This is a genomic window from Zavarzinia aquatilis (assembly GCF_003173035.1).
In the GTDB taxonomy this organism is placed as follows: Bacteria; Pseudomonadota; Alphaproteobacteria; order Zavarziniales; family Zavarziniaceae; genus Zavarzinia; species Zavarzinia aquatilis.
Window position 1 is genome coordinate 114,317 of record NZ_QGLE01000007.1, and the last position, 14,491, is coordinate 128,807.

Genomic DNA, 14,491 nt, shown 5'->3' on the forward strand with positions numbered 1-14,491 from the left:
CACGGGCGGAACGGGATCAGGAGTGGACCTGGAACGCCAGCAGCAGGTCCATGACCGGCCCCCGCATCCGCTCGGGCACCGGCGCGGTGCCGGTCACCCAGGCGTAGATATCCGGGTCCTCTTCCTCGAGCAGCGCCTCGTAAGCGAGGATATCCGCCGCCCCGAAGCCGCCGACATGGGCATCGGCGAAGCGCCCGAGAATGATGTCGGTCTCCTTGGTGCCACGATGCCACGACCGGAACCGCGCCCGCCGCCGCCTGATATCGAGTTCGTCATCCTGCATGGCGGCAAGATATAGGGCGCTCGCCGCCCGCTGTCACGCGGGAGGTTGGGGTGGGCGCGTACGGCCCGGCTTCCCTCGTCGCCACCTTCATGGCAAACTTTGCCATATGCCGGCCGCAAGCCGCGAACGGGAGGCTACCCCTCATGGCGACGATGAATGTTTCCCTGCCGGATGCGATGAAAGCCTGGGTCGAGCGTCAGGCGGAAAGCGGCCTCTACAGCAATGCGAGCGACTATGTCCGCGACCTGATCCGCAAGGATCAGGAACGAAAAACCGCGCTGGCAACCCTGCAAGCCGCCATCACCGAGGGCGTCGAGAGCGGCGAACCCCAACCCCTCGACACCGCCGATTTCAAACGGCGGATGCGCGCGGGCCATGGCGCCGGCTGAGCCCCCGGCCTACTGCCTTTCCCCTCGGGCCCTGGCCGATCTCGAGGACATCTGGCGCTACACGGCGGCAACATGGTCGATCGAACAGGCGGACCGCTACCTCGACGACCTGACCCGCTCCTTCGAGGCTATCGCCCGGATGCCGACCCTGGCCCGCGAGCGCGGCGAATTCACGCCGCCCGTCCGCATCCACGTCCATCAAAGCCATCTGATCGTCTACACAATCGCCGACACAGACATCGCCATCCTGCGCCTGCTGGGCGGGCGACAGGACTGGCTCTCGATCCTCAAGACGGCGGACTCGTAGCGATGCAAGGTGCCGCGAGGTGGGGCTTGCCCCTCCACAGCCGCCAGGACGACCGTAGTGCCATCGACCCTTCGCTATCCGATGCCGAACCGAAACCGCGCACAGCACCTGAAGCGCGCGGGAGAAATGAAGGCCAGTTTAGTATAGTGTCCCCTTAACACTCATAGTATAGTGTCCCCTTAACACTCAAAACCTTCCTTATGAGTCCCCCTTTTGCGCCAGCGGCCTGACTGTGGCCCCGGACCGTGGTGCTGTAGATCATGTGTGCCAGTCGTCGGTCAGGCCCAGATCAACCAACGTCTCCAGCAAGGCATCCCATACGCCTTGCTCGGCCCAACGGCGGAAACGGACGTAGACCGAGTTCCATTTGCCATGCGCTCATGCATGTCCCGCCTTGGGCAGCCCACCCGCAACACATAGAGCATACCGTTGAGGAAGCGCCGATGTCTTGAGCCGGCCGCGACCAACGCACTCGCTCGGGCGGCAGCAAGCCCCCGATGATCGCCCATTCCTCGTCCGTCAGGTCGCCACGCATGACACTGGTCTCCGTAAAGACCAGTGTTGAATCACGCCTCAGCTCGCCTGGGAATCCCTTTTGTCAACAGCGCCTAGGATTTTAGCGTGTCGTCCAAGCCTGCAGTTCCTTGATTAATACACCATTGAGCATAAACCCGGCGTCACCAAGAGAAATTCCTGAGAACCCATAACTATCAAAGAGAGTAAATTCTCCATTTTCCTTCATGCCATTAACTACCGTATAGTGAGTGAATCCGTCCTCGCAGCACAGAAAAACAAGAGCGGGAATATTTTCCCTAATCATATTAGCTTCTATTTCAATAACACAATCCTCTATTTCCACAATTCTTGAGGCCACCAGCAACCATGGTATTTGGACCGGATCAATTCCCTCAGTAACATAACCAGCGATATCACCATCATCAGATTCCGCAATATTATATATTATTTCTTTGAATAACACACTAGCGTCATCAATATTATCCAACCTCCCCTTGAGATGGAGAAGATTCAATGAAGCATATATACTGCAGAAATAATCCAAACTCCCCTGTTGGAGAGGAAAATTCTTCGGAATGGCCATTCTATTCTCCACACATCATAAATGAACATAGGTCAAGAGGACTCATGCCAAGCCGACATTATGCTCAATTCATCCCCCCTTTCTATCCTCACCCTTCCGACAGAAACGCCGGATCGAGAATTGCCTCCGCATCCTAGGGACAAGCCTCCCGAAAGTTCGCCTCCGGCAGCCCAGTCTCCGCGCCCGCCTCGATGACCGCCGTGCCGTAGGCGCGGGTGACGGCTTCGTCCAGCAGGGTTTTCAGGCTGGGATTATCGGCGAGGTGATCTGCGAGGGCCCGGCGCTGGAGGCGGATCGTCGCCTGCCATGAGGGGGAGCGATGAATCCGCTGTTGGCGCCATTTCAGCAGGTGGGCGAGGCGGTTGACGGGTTCGCGTTTCTCGCCGCGCCCCACGCTCTCGATCTCCTCGGCAATATTCGCGATGTCGGCCTTGTCAAGCTTGCCGGCGCGCAGCAAGGCCGCCTGCTCGTTGGCCCAGGCGTAGAAATCACGGTGGTAGAGGCTGCGGTTGGTAACGGCCATGAGGGCACCTCTCCTCATTCACCGCGATACTATGGGGCCAACCGAAATCCCCGGCAAGGCGCCTGTCCCGAATGAGTTGCCGGCCCTCGCCGGAATGACGCCGGGGTTGCAGGCGACGCGGTCCCCTACCCCGCCGACGTCGCCCCCGCGAACAGCCGGCGCAATTTCTGCCGGATCAGGGTGACGAGTTCGGGTTGCATGAATTCGTATCGGTCCGGGATGTCGAGGCACAGCACGCGCTTGTCGCCCAGCAGAGTGCCGAACTGGCGCTTCAGGCGGTTGCGCTGGGCCTTCTCCATCACGACGATGATATCCGCCCAGTCGATCTGTTCGGTGCCGAGGCGCTCGTCGGCGTCGGCGCTAAGGCCGGCGAAATCGGTCTGGGCGCCGAGGATTTCCGCGGCGACCTCGGCCGCCGTCGGGCTGCGCTTTCGCGCCTTGCCGCAGACGAAGAGGATGTTGGGCATCAGGGGGCTTCCCGGGGTGTCGCCGCCGTCGGCGCGGGGCGTCTAGCGTTCATCTTCTGTCAGCGGACGGACGCTGTCCTGGTAAAGCGGGTCCGAGGCGCCGCACGCCGCGTAATTGCGCCGTGCCGCCGTGAGCGACAGTGACCCATTGGGGCCGCCATGGACTTCGTCGGCGTCGAGATCGCCCTGACCGTCGTCTTCCCAGAAGCACACCGGGCAAATCTCCAGGCCCCCCTGCTCGTAGAAGGTCCGGCTCCGGCAACAGGGGCAGCGATAAGGTGGCTTCAACATGGTGGGCGGCGGGCCGCCTTCTCCTTTTCCTGACAGGCAGCAAGGAACGACAGCAGTATCGCATCGTCGAGATGCAAAAGCCCGGCCTTCCCGTCCGCGCCCGCCACGCCTATGCTCCGCCGCCATGAAACGGCTGGTGCAGAGAGACGACGGAGTCTGGGACTTCGTGCCCTATTTCGCCTATCTGGAAACGATCCGGGGGCAATTGCCGGCGCCTGTCCATGCCTTCGCCACCGATGAAGCCCATTACAGCTTTTCCAGCCCGACCAGCCTGCACGACGCTTCGCTGAAATCGCTGGTCATTCGCGAAATCGAGGGTGACGACGGCCGCCGGACCTCGATCGTGGTCGAGACGTGCTATCTCGGACCGCAAGGGGATCGCGACATCCATATCACCTATGGCGGCGTGGTCGGCTACGACCTGCATTATGCCGAGGTGCGGCCGGAGACCCACGGTTATCGCCGGCCGCCGGTCCATGGCGACATCATCGCCCATGAAATCAGGATCGACCGCCCGGGCATCGTCACCCACGAAATCCATTTCGCCGATGGCGCCGGCTTCACCATCCATTTCACCAGCTTCGAGCACAAGGTCACGGCCGTCGCCCCTGCCCGGCCCTGACACGCCCCGTCCGCGCCCCCGCTTGAGCCCTCAGGCAAAACCCGATAACCATCGGCCATGCGTCCCGCCGCCCTCTTCCCCCTGTTCGCGCCGCTGACGACCCTGCCCGGGGTCGGGCCGAAGCTGGCCAAGCCCGTCGCCAAGGCGGTGGGCGGAGAGCGGGTGATCGACGTGCTGTTTCACCTGCCCTTCGCCCTCGTGGACCGGCAGTTGCGGCCTTCCATCGCCGAAGCGCCGGTGAACGAGGTCGCGACCCTGACGGTGACGGTCGAGAGCCACCGGCCCGGCCGGGGCGCGCGGGCGCCCTACCGCGTCGTGGTCAGCGACGGCACGGCCGAGCTGCACCTCGTCTATTTCAAGGCGGAGGGCGACTGGCTGTCGCGCCTGCTGCCCATCGGTGCCACGCGGGTGATCTCGGGCCGGATCGAGGCTTACGAGGGCCAGTTGCAGATGCCCCACCCCGATCACGTCGTCGCGCCCGAGGACGCGGGCAAGATCCCGCCGCTGGAGCCGATCTATCCGCTGTCGGCCGGGGTGGGCGCGCGGGTGATGGCGAAGATCGTGCAGGGCGCGCTGGCGCGGGCGCCGGGCGACCTGCCGGAATGGCAGGACCGCCACCTGCTGGCGCGGGAAGGCTGGGCGCCCTGGCGCGAGGCTTTCGAGACCCTGCATAAGCCGAAGACGGCCGAGGATGTCTCGCCCGACGGCGCCGCGCGCCAGCGCCTCGCCTATGACGAATTGCTGGCCAATCAGCTGGCGCTGTCGCTGGTGCGGCGGCAGTTGCGGCGCCAGCGCGGGCGGCCGGTGATCGGCACCGGCGCGGTGCAGGAGAAGCTGCGCGCCGCCCTGCCCTACTGCCTGACCACCGGGCAGGAGACAGCCATCGCCGAGATCGCCGGCGACCTCGCCGCGCCTTTACGGATGCTGCGCCTGTTGCAGGGCGATGTCGGCGCCGGCAAGACCGTGGTCGCGCTTTTCGCCATGGCGATCGCGGTCGAGGCCGGACGGCAGGCCTGCCTGATGGCGCCGACCGAACTCCTCGCCCGGCAGCACGGCAAGAGCCTGGCCCCCCTGTGCGCGGCGGCCGGGCTTCGCCTCGGCGTGCTCACCGGGCGCGACACCGGGGCCGCGCGGCGCCGGCTGCTGGCCGAACTGGCGACGGGGGAGATCGACATTCTCGTCGGCACCCATGCCCTGCTGGAGGGCGAGGTGAGCTGGCGCGACCTCGGCCTTGCCGTCATCGACGAGCAGCACCGCTTCGGCGTCGACCAGCGATTGACCCTCGCCGCCAAGGGCGAGGACGGGCTCGACGTCCTCGTCATGAGCGCGACGCCCATTCCCCGCACCCTGACCCTGACCGCCTTCGGCGACATGGATGTCTCGCGCCTGACCGAGAAGCCGGCGGGGCGGCAGAAGATCGACACCCGCGTCGTCTCCCTCTCCCGCCTCGACGAGATGGTGGAGGCGGTCGCCCGCGCCCTCGACCGGGGGGCGCAGGTCTATTGGGTCTGCCCGCTGGTCACCGAATCGGAGACCAGCGACGCGGCGGCGGCCGAAGATCGTTTCGCCCATCTCGCCGCCCGCTTCGGCGCGGCCGTCGGCCTCGTCCACGGTCGCATGAAGGCGGCGGAAAAGGACCGGGTGATGCAGGAGTTCGCCGGGGGCGCCCTCCGCCTCCTGGTCGCGACCACGGTGATCGAGGTCGGCGTCGACGTGCCCAATGCCACGGTGATGATCATCGAACAGGCTGAGCGTTTCGGCCTTGCCCAGCTGCACCAGCTGCGCGGGCGGGTCGGCCGCGGCAGCGAGGCATCCTTCTGCATCCTGATGATGGCGGACAATGCCGGCAAGACCGCGCGCCAGCGGCTGGAGACCCTGCGCGATACCGACGACGGCTTCGTCATCGCCGAGGCCGATCTGAAGATCCGGGGCGCGGGCGAGATTCTCGGCACCAAACAATCGGGCGTGCCGGAATTCCGCCTCGTCGATCTCGACCGTCATGCGGGATTGATGGAAATCGCGCATGATGACGCCCGACTGGTGCTGGAGACCGACCCGCAGCTCGAATCGCCGCGGGGACAGGCCCTGCGCCATCTGCTTTATCTGTTCGAGCGGGATGCGGCGGTCCGCTATCTCGCCTCGGGCTAGGCTTATCACGAGGGACGTCACATGCCCCAGGTCTCGGTCCGCATCGAAGAGGGCATCGCCCTTCTGGTGCTTCGCAATCCGCCCCACGGCCATGTCGACCGGGTGACGGTGGAACAGCTCGGCTTCGCCCTCGACACCATCGAGGCCAACCCGTCGGTCTTTGCCGTCGTCGTCACCGGGGGCGAGGCCGGGGTCTTCGCCAGCCATTATTCGGCGGAGGAGCTGGAAATCCTCTCCCGCCACCTGCGCATGACGAAACAGTCGCCGGGGGAAGACCCGCTGCCGGTGGCGACCCTGCTCGCCCATACCCTCGCCCGGATCGAGGCCAGCCCCCTGCCCTTCATCGCCGCGATCAACGGCACCTGCATCGGCGCCGGTTTCGAGATCGCGCTTGCCTGCGACATCCGCATCGTCGAGGACGATGGCTATACCCTCGGCCTGCCGGACGCCAACCTCGGCCTCGTCCCCGGCGCGGGCGGCAGCCAGCGGCTGCCCCGGCTGATCGGCCAGGCCCGGGCGCTCGAACTCATGCTGATGGGCCGCACCGTCTCGCCGGTGCAGGCGCTGCAGATGGGCATCGCCCAGGAGATGGCGCCCGATCTCGCCATCGACGCGGCGACCATCATGGCCGGGCGTTTCGCCGACCAGTACCGCCCGGCGACCGCGCGCCTGAAGCAGCTGATCCGGGGCGCCGCCGACCTGCCGCTGGCGGAAGGCATCGCCGCCGAGCGGGCGGCCTTCCTCGCCCTTTTGCAGGAAGACGAGCCCCTCGCCCGGCTGCACGACCTGAACCGGGGCGAGCGCGACATCGCCGACTGAGCCCGCCTACCCGATAGGGGGGAGCCTTGCGCGGCAATTCCGGCCATACTCCCCGCCGGGGGCGCCGCGAGCAACGACGGCCGCCCCGGTAACGGGAGGATTGTCATGAACAAGGACCTGAAGGCCGCGGCGGACGCGGTATTGAGCGGCACCGTCGGCACCGGGCCGGGCATTCCGGGCGTCGTCGCCATGGCGACGGACCGCGAGACGACGATTTACGAGGGCGCGGCGGGCCTGCGCTGCCTCGGCCAGCCTCAGGCGATGACCACGGACACGGTTTTCGCCCTGTTCTCCTGCACCAAGGCGGTGACCAGCACCGCCGCGCTGCAACTGGTCGAGGAAGGCCTCCTCGATCTCGACGCACCGGCCAGCCGCTACGTGCCCGAGATCGCGCAGATTCAGGTGCTCGACGGTTTCGATGCTGCGGGCAAGCCGGTGCTGCGCGCGCCAAAGCGTGACATCACCACGCGGATGCTGCTGCTCCACACCTCGGGCTTCGGCTATTCCTTCTTCAACGAGAAGATCCGCGATTTCGAGGTGGCGACCGGCCTGCCGATGATCATCACGGCGACCAAGGCCGCCCTGATGGCCCCCCTCGCCTTCGAGCCGGGGGAGCGCTGGCATTACGGCATCGGCATCGACTGGGCCGGCCTCGTCATCGAATCCCTGCGCGGCAAGCGCCTTGGCGACGTGATGGCAGAGCGGATTTTCGCCCCCCTCGGCATGAAGGATACGGCCTTCGCGCCCCGCCCCGACATGGAGGCGCGCCTCGCCACCATTCACCACCGCTTGGACGACGGCAGCCTGATCGCCGACCCCACCCTGCGCCTGCCCAACCCGCCGGAGGTTGACCTGGGCGGTGCCGGCCTGCATGGCACGGTCGGCGACTACATGCGTTTCATCCGCCTGTGGCTGGGCGACGGACGGGGCGAATTCGGCCGGGTGCTGAAGCCCGAGACCATCGACATGGCGGTGAAGAACGGCCTCGGCGACCTGAAGGTGACCGCGCTTTCGACCGCCATCCCCGCCCTGACCCATGATGCCGAATTCTTCCCGGGCATGAGCAAGTCCTGGGCTCTCGGCTTCATGCTGAACGACGAGGCGGCGCCGACCGGGCGCAGCGCCAACTCGCTGGCCTGGGCCGGGCTGGCCAATCTCTACTACTGGATCGACCGCAAGCAGGGTCTCGGCGGCTTCTGGGCGACCCAGATCCTGCCCTTCGCCGATCCCGCCTCGGTCGGCGGTTACCTCGCCTTCGAGGGTGCGGCCTACGCCAGCCTCGCCAGGGCGCGCGCGGCCTGACGGGGCGCCGGGCGCGGGATCAGGCGACCCGTGCCCGGTTGCGCAGCGTCTCGAAGGCGACGAGACCGAGCGCGGCCCAGATCAGCACGAAAGTGACGATATGGGTCGTGGTCAGCGCCTCGCCGTTGATGAAGACCGCGATCAGGAACATGCCGGTCGGCGCGATATACTGAAACAGGCCGAGGGTCGACAGTTGCAGCCGCTTGGCCGCGGCGTTGAACCAGATCAGCGGCACCGCGGTGACGACGCCCGCCGCCACAAGGAGCGCGTCGGTGCCGGGGCCGAAGCGCCCCATGCCGCCAAAACCTTCGCTTTCCCGCAGCAAGAGCCAGGGAATGGCGATCAGCGCCATCCAGCCGCTCTCGATGGCGAGGCCGACCAGCGGATCGGCCGGCGCCATCTTGCGCAGGAGCCCGTAGAGCCCGAAGGTGAGCGCGAGAAACAGCGCGAGATAGGGCGGCACGCCAAGGGAGACCGAAAGCAGCGTGACCCCGACAGTGGCAAGCCCGACCGCGATCCGCCGGATCCGCGACAGGGGTTCGCGCAGGATGACGACGCCAAGCAGCACATTGACCAGCGGGTTGATGTAATAACCGAGGCTGGCCTCGAGGGCGTAATTCAACTGCATCGCCCAGATGAACATATACCAGTTGGAGGCCAGCAGCGCGGCCGTGGCGGCGAGCACCGCCAGCGATTTCGGCTTGCGCAAGGTTCCCGCCAGCATGGGCAGGCGGCCGCTGACGGCGATCAGCACCAGGATGAACAGCACGGACCAGACCGCCCGGTGCAGCATGACGTCGATCGCGGGAACATGGGCCAGCGCCTTCCAGTAGAGCGCCAGCAAGGCCCAGGTCAGATAGGCGGCGACGGCGTAGCCCGCGCCGACAAAGGCGGTACGCGACGTTGCCGGGACCGCGGCATCGCCTGATGGAAAGCTCATCTTCAGAAGCTCCCGGCCTTGCGGCCGCTGTCAGTGCAGGCCGCGTCCGAGGTCGGGACGCGCCGCCAGAAGAAATTCCACCGCGACCATGACGGCTTCCCAGGCGGCGTGGTTCTCGCGGTCGCCGAAGGCCGCGAATTCAGCCGCCCGCATCAGGGCGACCGACGAGGCTTCCCGGCCATAGCGGTCGACGAGCTGACGGGCCGTGCTCAGCACTTCGGCTTCGGCCATGGCGGATTCGATCTCATCCGGCACGGCCCGCCCGGGCATGAAGCGGGGCATCGTCGGGACATGAGGCGGACGGCGGCGCGCGCGGCGCGGACGGGCCGGATTGAAGGGCCGCCTCATGGCCGCTTCTCGGGCAGCGGCTTGAAGGTCGCCACCAGATCGTCGGCGCGGGCGAGCTCGTCCGGCGTCAGCAGACCCTTGACCTTGTCGCGATTGCGCGCGGCATAGGGCGGGCCCTGCTCGACCGCCAGGGCATAATAGACATAGGCCTGGACGAGATCCTTGCCGACGCCGACCCCCTCCTCGTACATGACGGCGAGGTTGTACATGGCGGTCTGATCGCCCTGGCGCGCGGCGCGCTGGTACCAGCGCGCGGCCTCGACCTGGTCCGCGGGAACCCCCATGCCATTGTCGTAAAGGGCGCCGACGTCGAATTGCGACGCGGCGTCGCCCGCCTCGGCCAGCGGGCGCAATTCGGTCATGGCGGTGGCATAGTCACCGGCATTCATGGCCTTGACCCCGGCCTCGCGGTCGGCGAAGGCCACCCGGGCACCGGTCAGAAGGACCACGGCCGCGCAGAGGCCCGCCGCGAGGCGGTTGGACATGACAGGCATTTTCTTCTCCATTGCCGCGACACCATCGAGAGGTTTTGCCGGGAAGGCAAGCCCCGGACAGCGCAGGGCAGACCTGTATCGTCTCTTGATGCCGCCGATTGGCCCGTATTTTCCGCCGCGACAGGTGCCGGACCGCGCATTGCGTCCTATCATGCCGGGCCGGCGGAGCGATTCCCGCCGGAGCAGCCTCGAGGACGAACCATGGACCGTGAGCAACGCGAACAGCTGATCGACCTTCTGCGCCGACTGGGTGCGGAGGATGCCGATCTCGCCCTCGACAGCGCCCGCAAGGCCGCTGCCCTCGTCGATGCCGCCGGTCTCGACTGGCAGGATCTCATCGCCTACCCCATGCGTGACGGCGACGATTTCGCGCCGGATTTCGATCATGGGGATATCGACCTCGACGACGAGGATGGCGATTCGCCGACTCCCGACACAGCCGACGCCAGCATCGCCCGAACGCTCGACAGGTTGCTGCGCCTCGACAGCCTGTCGGCCGAAACCCGCGCCGATCTCGAAAGCTTCAGCGCCGACCTCGCGGCCGGCCGTCTCGACGAACAGGATCGCCGCTATGTGCAGGCGCTGGCAGTCCGCCTGCGCGCGCTCTAGGCCGTTTCAGTTCGCGGGACGTCCCAGGGCCTGGGGCGCCCCGGCTTCCTGCACGGCGACCACACGGCAGTCCGGCGTCCCGAGGGTGGGACGGCACTGCGTCGAGCTTCGCATGGCGTCATAGGCGGCGCGGTCCGCGCCGGGCCAGGCCGGAGCGTCGCCACCGAACAGCGATGTTGATTCGCAGGCCCCGAGACCGAGACAGCCCAGGGCCACGAGCATGAATACCCTTCGATTCGCCATGAAGACCTCCGCCTGATACCTGTTCATCGCCCGAAAGCGCGTCTCTTTGTCGCCTTGCGGCCACATGGGCTGTGGCGAGGTCGCAACACTCCGGTCCGAGTTCCGGCGCGGCCGCCTTGCTGCCTACTTCGTCAGTTGTCGCCTCTAAGTCCCGGGAATACATTGCCCCTGCAAAGCAACCTGGGTCCGTTTGGCGCGGTAACCATAGTCTTTGGTGGCGTTTCAAAGACGGTATGCGTCAATTTGGGCCGAAGTGCCGCTTTATGGAGACATTAGCCTGTGTCACTCGCTGCGCTGCTGAGTATGGTGGCTACAGGTTTACAAAACGTAGATATGCAACGGAGACGGTCATGAGACTTGCCCTTGGTCTGGTTAGCGCAGCAGCACTCCTCGTCGCGGGTGCCACCGCGCAGGCCGATGTGGTGTCGGGCCCCTATATCACCGGCTTCGGTGGTTACACGATCAACCCGGACGTCGGCGTGGACTTCGATCCCAGCGGTGCTCATGGCGATCAGTCGTTCGAAAACGGCTGGATCGCCGGTGCCGCCGTCGGTTACGACTTCGGCCGCGCCCGCGTCGAGTTCGAAGGTGCTTACCGTGCCAATGATTACGACACGCGGACGGTCGGCGCCCTCCCCCCGGTGAAGGTTCAGGGCGACCTGACCGTGATCTCGGGCATGATCAACGCGCTGTATGATTTCGAGAACAGCTCGATCGTCACCCCCTACATGGGCTTCGGCATGGGCTTCGGCCATCTCGAGGATGACGGCGCGTCCGATACCGCCCTCGCCTATCAGGGCATCGTGGGCGCCAAGGTCTCGCTGACCGAGAATCTCTCGGCGGTCGTTGACTATCGCTACTTCCGCACCCTCGAGGCCGACCTCGATGGCGCCAAGTTCGAATACGAACAGCACACGATCACCGCCGGCCTGACCTACAACTTCGGCACGCCCGCCCCCGCCCCGATGGCGGAACCGGCGCCGGCGCCGATGGAACCGGCCCCGGTGGCGCTCGCCCGCTCCTACATGGTGTTCTTCGACTGGGATTCGACCGCGATCACGGCCGATGCCTCGCAGATCATCCGCGATGCGGCTTCCGCCGCGCAGTCGCTGGGCGTCACCCGCATCGAGCTGACCGGTCACGCCGACCGTTCGGGTTCGCCGCGCTACAACCAGAAGCTCTCGCTGAAGCGCGCCGAGGCCGTGAAGGCGGAACTGATCGCCCTGGGCGTCTCGCCCGACAGCATCTCGACCGTCGGCAAGGGCGAAAGCGCGCCGCTGGTCCCGACGCCGGACGGCGTCCGCGAGGCGCAGAACCGCCGCGTGGAAATCGTCCTGCCGTAAAACCGCGCGGGGCCGGTGGACCAATCGCCAGCCCCTCCGGTACACTATGCCGCGAGGCGGAACGTGTAGAGACGTTCCGCCTTACGGGTTTCTAGAGAAGCAACAATCAAGTCGAAACGGAGATAACCATGCGGATTACCCTTGGTCTCGTCAGTGCCGCCGCGATCATGGTCGCCGGTGCCGCCGCGCACGCCGACCGCGTCGGCCCCTATATCAGCGCCTTCGGCGGCTATGTCATGCAGCCGGACCTCAGCGCCGACTCGACCGGCGCCGGCTTCGACGGTGACCTGTCGACCGACAACGGCTGGGCCGCTGGCGGCGCGATGGGCTACGATTTCGGCCGTCCGCGCGTCGAAGCCGAAGTGACCTACCGTCGTAACGACGCCGATCAGTTCGATCCGGGCAATGTCGACCTGAACGGCGACTATTCGTCGCTCGCCCTGATGCTGAACGTGCTCTACGACTTCGAGAATTCGTCGCGCTTCACGCCTTACATCGGCGTCGGTGCCGGCGCGGCTTGGGTCTATGCCAACGAAATCGTCGGCGGCGGCGTCACCGTCGATGACGATGACGTGCAGTTCGCCTATCAGGGCATCGCGGGCGTGAAGGTGGCGATCACCACCGGCCTGTCGCTGTTCGTCGACTACCGCTACTTCGCGACGCTCGACCCGTCCTTCAAGGACACGGCCGGCAACAAGGTCGATGGCGAATACGCCACGCACAACATCATGGCGGGCCTGACCTACAACTTCGGCACGGGCGCTGCCCCGGCGCCGGAACCGACCCCGGCTCCGACCCCTGTCGCCCCGGCGGAAGTCGCTCGTTCCTACATCGTGTTCTTCGATTGGGATTCGACCGCGATCACCCCGGAAGCGCAGGCGATCATTCAGGACGCCGCCAACGCCGCGACCTCGCTCGGCGTCGCGCGTCTCGAGCTGACCGGCCACGCCGACCGCTCGGGTTCGCCGCGCTACAACCAGAAGCTCTCGGTGAAGCGCGCCGAGGCGGTCAAGGCCGTCCTCGTCGGCCTCGGCGTCCCGGCGGCCAACATCGTCACCATCGGCAAGGGCGAAAGCGCTCCGCTCGTCCCGACCCCCGACGGTGTCCGCGAGCCGCAGAACCGCCGCGTCGAGATCGTCCTGCAGTAATCTGCGGACTCTCGAAGCCATCAAGGGCGCCGGAGCAATCCGGCGCCCTTTTTCTTTGCCTGGCTGTCAGCCGAGCCCCTATTTTTTGCACCGATTTCCCGACGCAGGCCGTGATCTCGCGCCCGGAATAGCGCCCTTCTCGCCGACAGACTCCGGCCTTCGCCGGAGGGACGATGGCCTCTCAACCCAAAAGGCTCTCCTGGGACAAAAGAAAAGGCGCGCCGGATCGCTCCGGCGCGCCTCTTTTGATTTGCGATCAGATCAGCAGGGCTTGTTCAGCGAGGTGCGCACGATCAGCGGCGCCTGACCCGAGAAGCCACCGATTTCCTTCGGCTTCACCGCGTTGGCAAGATCGAGAAGATCGCCGATCTGCTTGCAGTAGCCGGGGGTCTGCTGGCTGCGCTGCGAAATTTCGTTGGCGAGCGCGGTGACATAAATGTCGAACTGCTTCATGTAGGCCGAGCCATACTGGCGCTTGAACACGGACTGCAGCGCCTTGGTCTGGCTGACCATCTCGTCCGAGAACTTGCGAACGAAACTGTTGTACTTGTCGGCGATCTTCAGCTCCTGAACCGAATGGCACTTCAGGGCGGCCACCATCAGTTCGGTCTGCAAACGGCGGACATCGTCAGCCATCGCCTCGTCCGGCTTGCGGCACACGGTCGGCGCCACATTGTCGGCGAGGATTCGTGCACCCGGGCCGATACGGGGCGCACCCGCGGAAGCGGAAACTGCCGGAATGGCCGGGCGCGGCACGGCGATCGTGGCGCCCGCGGCGGCGGTCGGCTTGCGGCTCGGCATGGGCGGGCCGCCGGGGACGATCGGACCGATATTCTCAGGCACGGCCGCGACGACGACCGGCGCCGGCTCCGCCGGTTTCACGTCGGTTACGGCACTCTCGGGCTTGGAAGAAAAAGAACAAGCCTGCAAGCCGAGCGCCACAGTCAAAGCCAAATAGGCGATGCGGGTCGACGACATACCAACTGCCCCCTGCTACAGACGAATCAGAATAGCCATAGGAATACACCAGCGCTGACTCCACGGGCGAGAAAAACCACCCATCGGCAGGACTTATCTCGATAATCGCGGCAATTTGGCACCGAATTCAGCCTGAAA

Annotated in this window: 18 protein-coding genes; 9 read left to right on the plus strand and 9 right to left on the minus strand. The window is 65.9% G+C overall.

Annotated features, from left to right (window positions below):
- Positions 1–16: 16 nt before the first annotated feature.
- A complete protein-coding gene (locus DKG74_RS13115; RefSeq protein ID WP_109906514.1) occupies positions 17–283 on the minus strand; it encodes an FAD assembly factor SdhE in 267 nt (88 codons plus the stop codon).
- A 143-nt stretch (positions 284–426) separates the two neighbouring features.
- Between DKG74_RS13115 and DKG74_RS13120 the strand changes: the two genes are divergently transcribed.
- Complete coding sequence (locus DKG74_RS13120) at positions 427–672, plus strand: type II toxin-antitoxin system ParD family antitoxin (RefSeq protein ID WP_109906516.1); 246 nt, start codon at positions 427–429, stop codon at positions 670–672.
- Entirely contained in the window at positions 659–979 is a 321-nt protein-coding gene (locus tag DKG74_RS13125) for a type II toxin-antitoxin system RelE/ParE family toxin (protein WP_109906518.1), read from the plus strand. The genes DKG74_RS13120 and DKG74_RS13125 overlap by 14 nt, the downstream gene beginning before the upstream one ends.
- A gap of 616 nt (positions 980–1,595) precedes the next feature.
- Here the strand turns inward: DKG74_RS13125 and DKG74_RS21500 are convergent.
- The 4 genes from DKG74_RS21500 to DKG74_RS13145 all read right to left on the minus strand — a co-directional run bounded on the left by DKG74_RS21500 (position 1,596) and on the right by DKG74_RS13145 (position 3,485).
- Positions 1,596–2,078, minus strand: a complete 483-nt coding sequence (locus DKG74_RS21500; RefSeq protein WP_133251584.1) for a hypothetical protein — start codon at positions 2,076–2,078, stop codon at positions 1,596–1,598.
- A 133-nt stretch (positions 2,079–2,211) separates the two neighbouring features.
- A complete protein-coding gene (locus tag DKG74_RS13135; RefSeq protein ID WP_109906520.1) occupies positions 2,212–2,601 on the minus strand; it encodes a DUF29 domain-containing protein in 390 nt (129 codons plus the stop codon).
- 125 nt (positions 2,602–2,726) lie between these two features.
- Positions 2,727–3,068: a low molecular weight protein tyrosine phosphatase family protein gene (locus tag DKG74_RS13140; RefSeq protein ID WP_109906522.1), complete on the minus strand. Its 342-nt coding sequence runs from the start codon at positions 3,066–3,068 to the stop codon at positions 2,727–2,729.
- 42 nt (positions 3,069–3,110) lie between these two features.
- Positions 3,111–3,485, minus strand: a complete 375-nt coding sequence (locus tag DKG74_RS13145) for a CPCC family cysteine-rich protein (RefSeq protein ID WP_341475860.1) — start codon at positions 3,483–3,485, stop codon at positions 3,111–3,113.
- A gap of 10 nt (positions 3,486–3,495) precedes the next feature.
- Here DKG74_RS13145 and DKG74_RS13150 point away from each other — a divergent pair, with 10 nt between their 5' ends.
- The 4 genes from DKG74_RS13150 to acmB all read left to right on the plus strand — a co-directional run bounded on the left by DKG74_RS13150 (position 3,496) and on the right by acmB (position 8,250).
- On the plus strand, positions 3,496–3,981 hold the full coding sequence (locus DKG74_RS13150) for a hypothetical protein (protein WP_133251585.1): 486 nt from the start codon (positions 3,496–3,498) through the stop codon (positions 3,979–3,981).
- A gap of 57 nt (positions 3,982–4,038) precedes the next feature.
- Positions 4,039–6,129 (plus strand): ATP-dependent DNA helicase RecG, encoded by a 2,091-nt coding sequence (recG, locus tag DKG74_RS13155; protein WP_109906528.1) that lies wholly within the window; start codon positions 4,039–4,041, stop codon positions 6,127–6,129.
- Between the two features lie 21 nt (positions 6,130–6,150).
- Positions 6,151–6,948 carry an enoyl-CoA hydratase/isomerase family protein gene (locus tag DKG74_RS13160; RefSeq protein ID WP_109906530.1) on the plus strand — a complete coding sequence of 266 codons (798 nt, stop codon included), beginning with the start codon at positions 6,151–6,153 and terminating at the stop codon, positions 6,946–6,948.
- A gap of 105 nt (positions 6,949–7,053) precedes the next feature.
- Complete coding sequence (gene acmB, locus DKG74_RS13165; RefSeq protein WP_109906532.1) at positions 7,054–8,250, plus strand: methyl acetate hydrolase AcmB; 1,197 nt, start codon at positions 7,054–7,056, stop codon at positions 8,248–8,250.
- Positions 8,251–8,269: 19 nt separating this feature from the next.
- Here the strand turns inward: acmB and rarD are convergent, their stop codons facing one another.
- The 3 genes from rarD to DKG74_RS21790 are packed head-to-tail and all read right to left on the minus strand — an operon-like array spanning position 8,270 to position 10,032.
- Positions 8,270–9,190 carry an EamA family transporter RarD gene (gene rarD / locus DKG74_RS13170; protein WP_109906534.1) on the minus strand — a complete coding sequence of 307 codons (921 nt, stop codon included), beginning with the start codon at positions 9,188–9,190 and terminating at the stop codon, positions 8,270–8,272.
- Between the two features lie 30 nt (positions 9,191–9,220).
- On the minus strand, positions 9,221–9,538 hold the full coding sequence (locus tag DKG74_RS13175; RefSeq protein WP_109906536.1) for a hypothetical protein: 318 nt from the start codon (positions 9,536–9,538) through the stop codon (positions 9,221–9,223).
- Positions 9,535–10,032: a tetratricopeptide repeat protein gene (locus tag DKG74_RS21790; RefSeq protein WP_165837671.1), complete on the minus strand. Its 498-nt coding sequence runs from the start codon at positions 10,030–10,032 to the stop codon at positions 9,535–9,537. Before DKG74_RS21790 ends, DKG74_RS13175 begins: the two co-directional genes overlap by 4 nt.
- A gap of 201 nt (positions 10,033–10,233) precedes the next feature.
- Between DKG74_RS21790 and DKG74_RS21795 the strand changes: the two genes are divergently transcribed.
- The 3 genes from DKG74_RS21795 to DKG74_RS13200 all read left to right on the plus strand — a co-directional run bounded on the left by DKG74_RS21795 (position 10,234) and on the right by DKG74_RS13200 (position 13,375).
- The gene (locus DKG74_RS21795; RefSeq protein ID WP_165837672.1) at positions 10,234–10,641 is read left to right on the plus strand and encodes a hypothetical protein; all 408 of its coding nucleotides are present in this window, start codon (positions 10,234–10,236) and stop codon (positions 10,639–10,641) included.
- 593 nt (positions 10,642–11,234) lie between these two features.
- Positions 11,235–12,227 (plus strand): OmpA family protein, encoded by a 993-nt coding sequence (locus DKG74_RS13195; RefSeq protein ID WP_165837673.1) that lies wholly within the window; start codon positions 11,235–11,237, stop codon positions 12,225–12,227.
- Between the two features lie 128 nt (positions 12,228–12,355).
- A complete protein-coding gene (locus DKG74_RS13200; RefSeq protein WP_109906546.1) occupies positions 12,356–13,375 on the plus strand; it encodes an OmpA family protein in 1,020 nt (339 codons plus the stop codon).
- Positions 13,376–13,636: 261 nt separating this feature from the next.
- Here DKG74_RS13200 and DKG74_RS13205 read toward each other — a convergent pair whose 3' ends face one another.
- Complete coding sequence (locus DKG74_RS13205; RefSeq protein ID WP_133251588.1) at positions 13,637–14,176, minus strand: hypothetical protein; 540 nt, start codon at positions 14,174–14,176, stop codon at positions 13,637–13,639.
- Positions 14,177–14,491: the final 315 nt, after the last annotated feature.

Excerpts from the sequence above, each read along its gene's own strand:
- DKG74_RS13135 (WP_109906520.1), bottom strand. The coding sequence starts at position 2,601 with ATGGCCGTTACCAACCGCAGCCTCTACCACCGTGATTTCTACGCCTGG.
- DKG74_RS21795 (WP_165837672.1), top strand. The coding sequence starts at position 10,234 with ATGGACCGTGAGCAACGCGAACAGCTGATCGACCTTCTGCGCCGACTG.
- DKG74_RS21500 (WP_133251584.1), bottom strand. The coding sequence starts at position 2,078 with ATGGCCATTCCGAAGAATTTTCCTCTCCAACAGGGGAGTTTGGATTAT.
- DKG74_RS13125 (WP_109906518.1), top strand. The coding sequence starts at position 659 with ATGGCGCCGGCTGAGCCCCCGGCCTACTGCCTTTCCCCTCGGGCCCTG.
- DKG74_RS13175 (WP_109906536.1), bottom strand. The coding sequence starts at position 9,538 with ATGAGGCGGCCCTTCAATCCGGCCCGTCCGCGCCGCGCGCGCCGCCGT.
- DKG74_RS21790 (WP_165837671.1), bottom strand. The coding sequence starts at position 10,032 with ATGCCTGTCATGTCCAACCGCCTCGCGGCGGGCCTCTGCGCGGCCGTG.
- DKG74_RS13205 (WP_133251588.1), bottom strand. The coding sequence starts at position 14,176 with ATGCCGAGCCGCAAGCCGACCGCCGCCGCGGGCGCCACGATCGCCGTG.
- rarD (WP_109906534.1), bottom strand. The coding sequence starts at position 9,190 with ATGAGCTTTCCATCAGGCGATGCCGCGGTCCCGGCAACGTCGCGTACC.
- recG (WP_109906528.1), top strand. The coding sequence starts at position 4,039 with ATGCGTCCCGCCGCCCTCTTCCCCCTGTTCGCGCCGCTGACGACCCTG.
- DKG74_RS13120 (WP_109906516.1), top strand. The coding sequence starts at position 427 with ATGGCGACGATGAATGTTTCCCTGCCGGATGCGATGAAAGCCTGGGTC.
- DKG74_RS13200 (WP_109906546.1), top strand. The coding sequence starts at position 12,356 with ATGCGGATTACCCTTGGTCTCGTCAGTGCCGCCGCGATCATGGTCGCC.
- acmB (WP_109906532.1), top strand. The coding sequence starts at position 7,054 with ATGAACAAGGACCTGAAGGCCGCGGCGGACGCGGTATTGAGCGGCACC.
- DKG74_RS13115 (WP_109906514.1), bottom strand. The coding sequence starts at position 283 with ATGCAGGATGACGAACTCGATATCAGGCGGCGGCGGGCGCGGTTCCGG.
- DKG74_RS13140 (WP_109906522.1), bottom strand. The coding sequence starts at position 3,068 with ATGCCCAACATCCTCTTCGTCTGCGGCAAGGCGCGAAAGCGCAGCCCG.
- DKG74_RS13195 (WP_165837673.1), top strand. The coding sequence starts at position 11,235 with ATGAGACTTGCCCTTGGTCTGGTTAGCGCAGCAGCACTCCTCGTCGCG.
- DKG74_RS13160 (WP_109906530.1), top strand. The coding sequence starts at position 6,151 with ATGCCCCAGGTCTCGGTCCGCATCGAAGAGGGCATCGCCCTTCTGGTG.
- DKG74_RS13145 (WP_341475860.1), bottom strand. The coding sequence starts at position 3,485 with ATGGCGGCGGAGCATAGGCGTGGCGGGCGCGGACGGGAAGGCCGGGCT.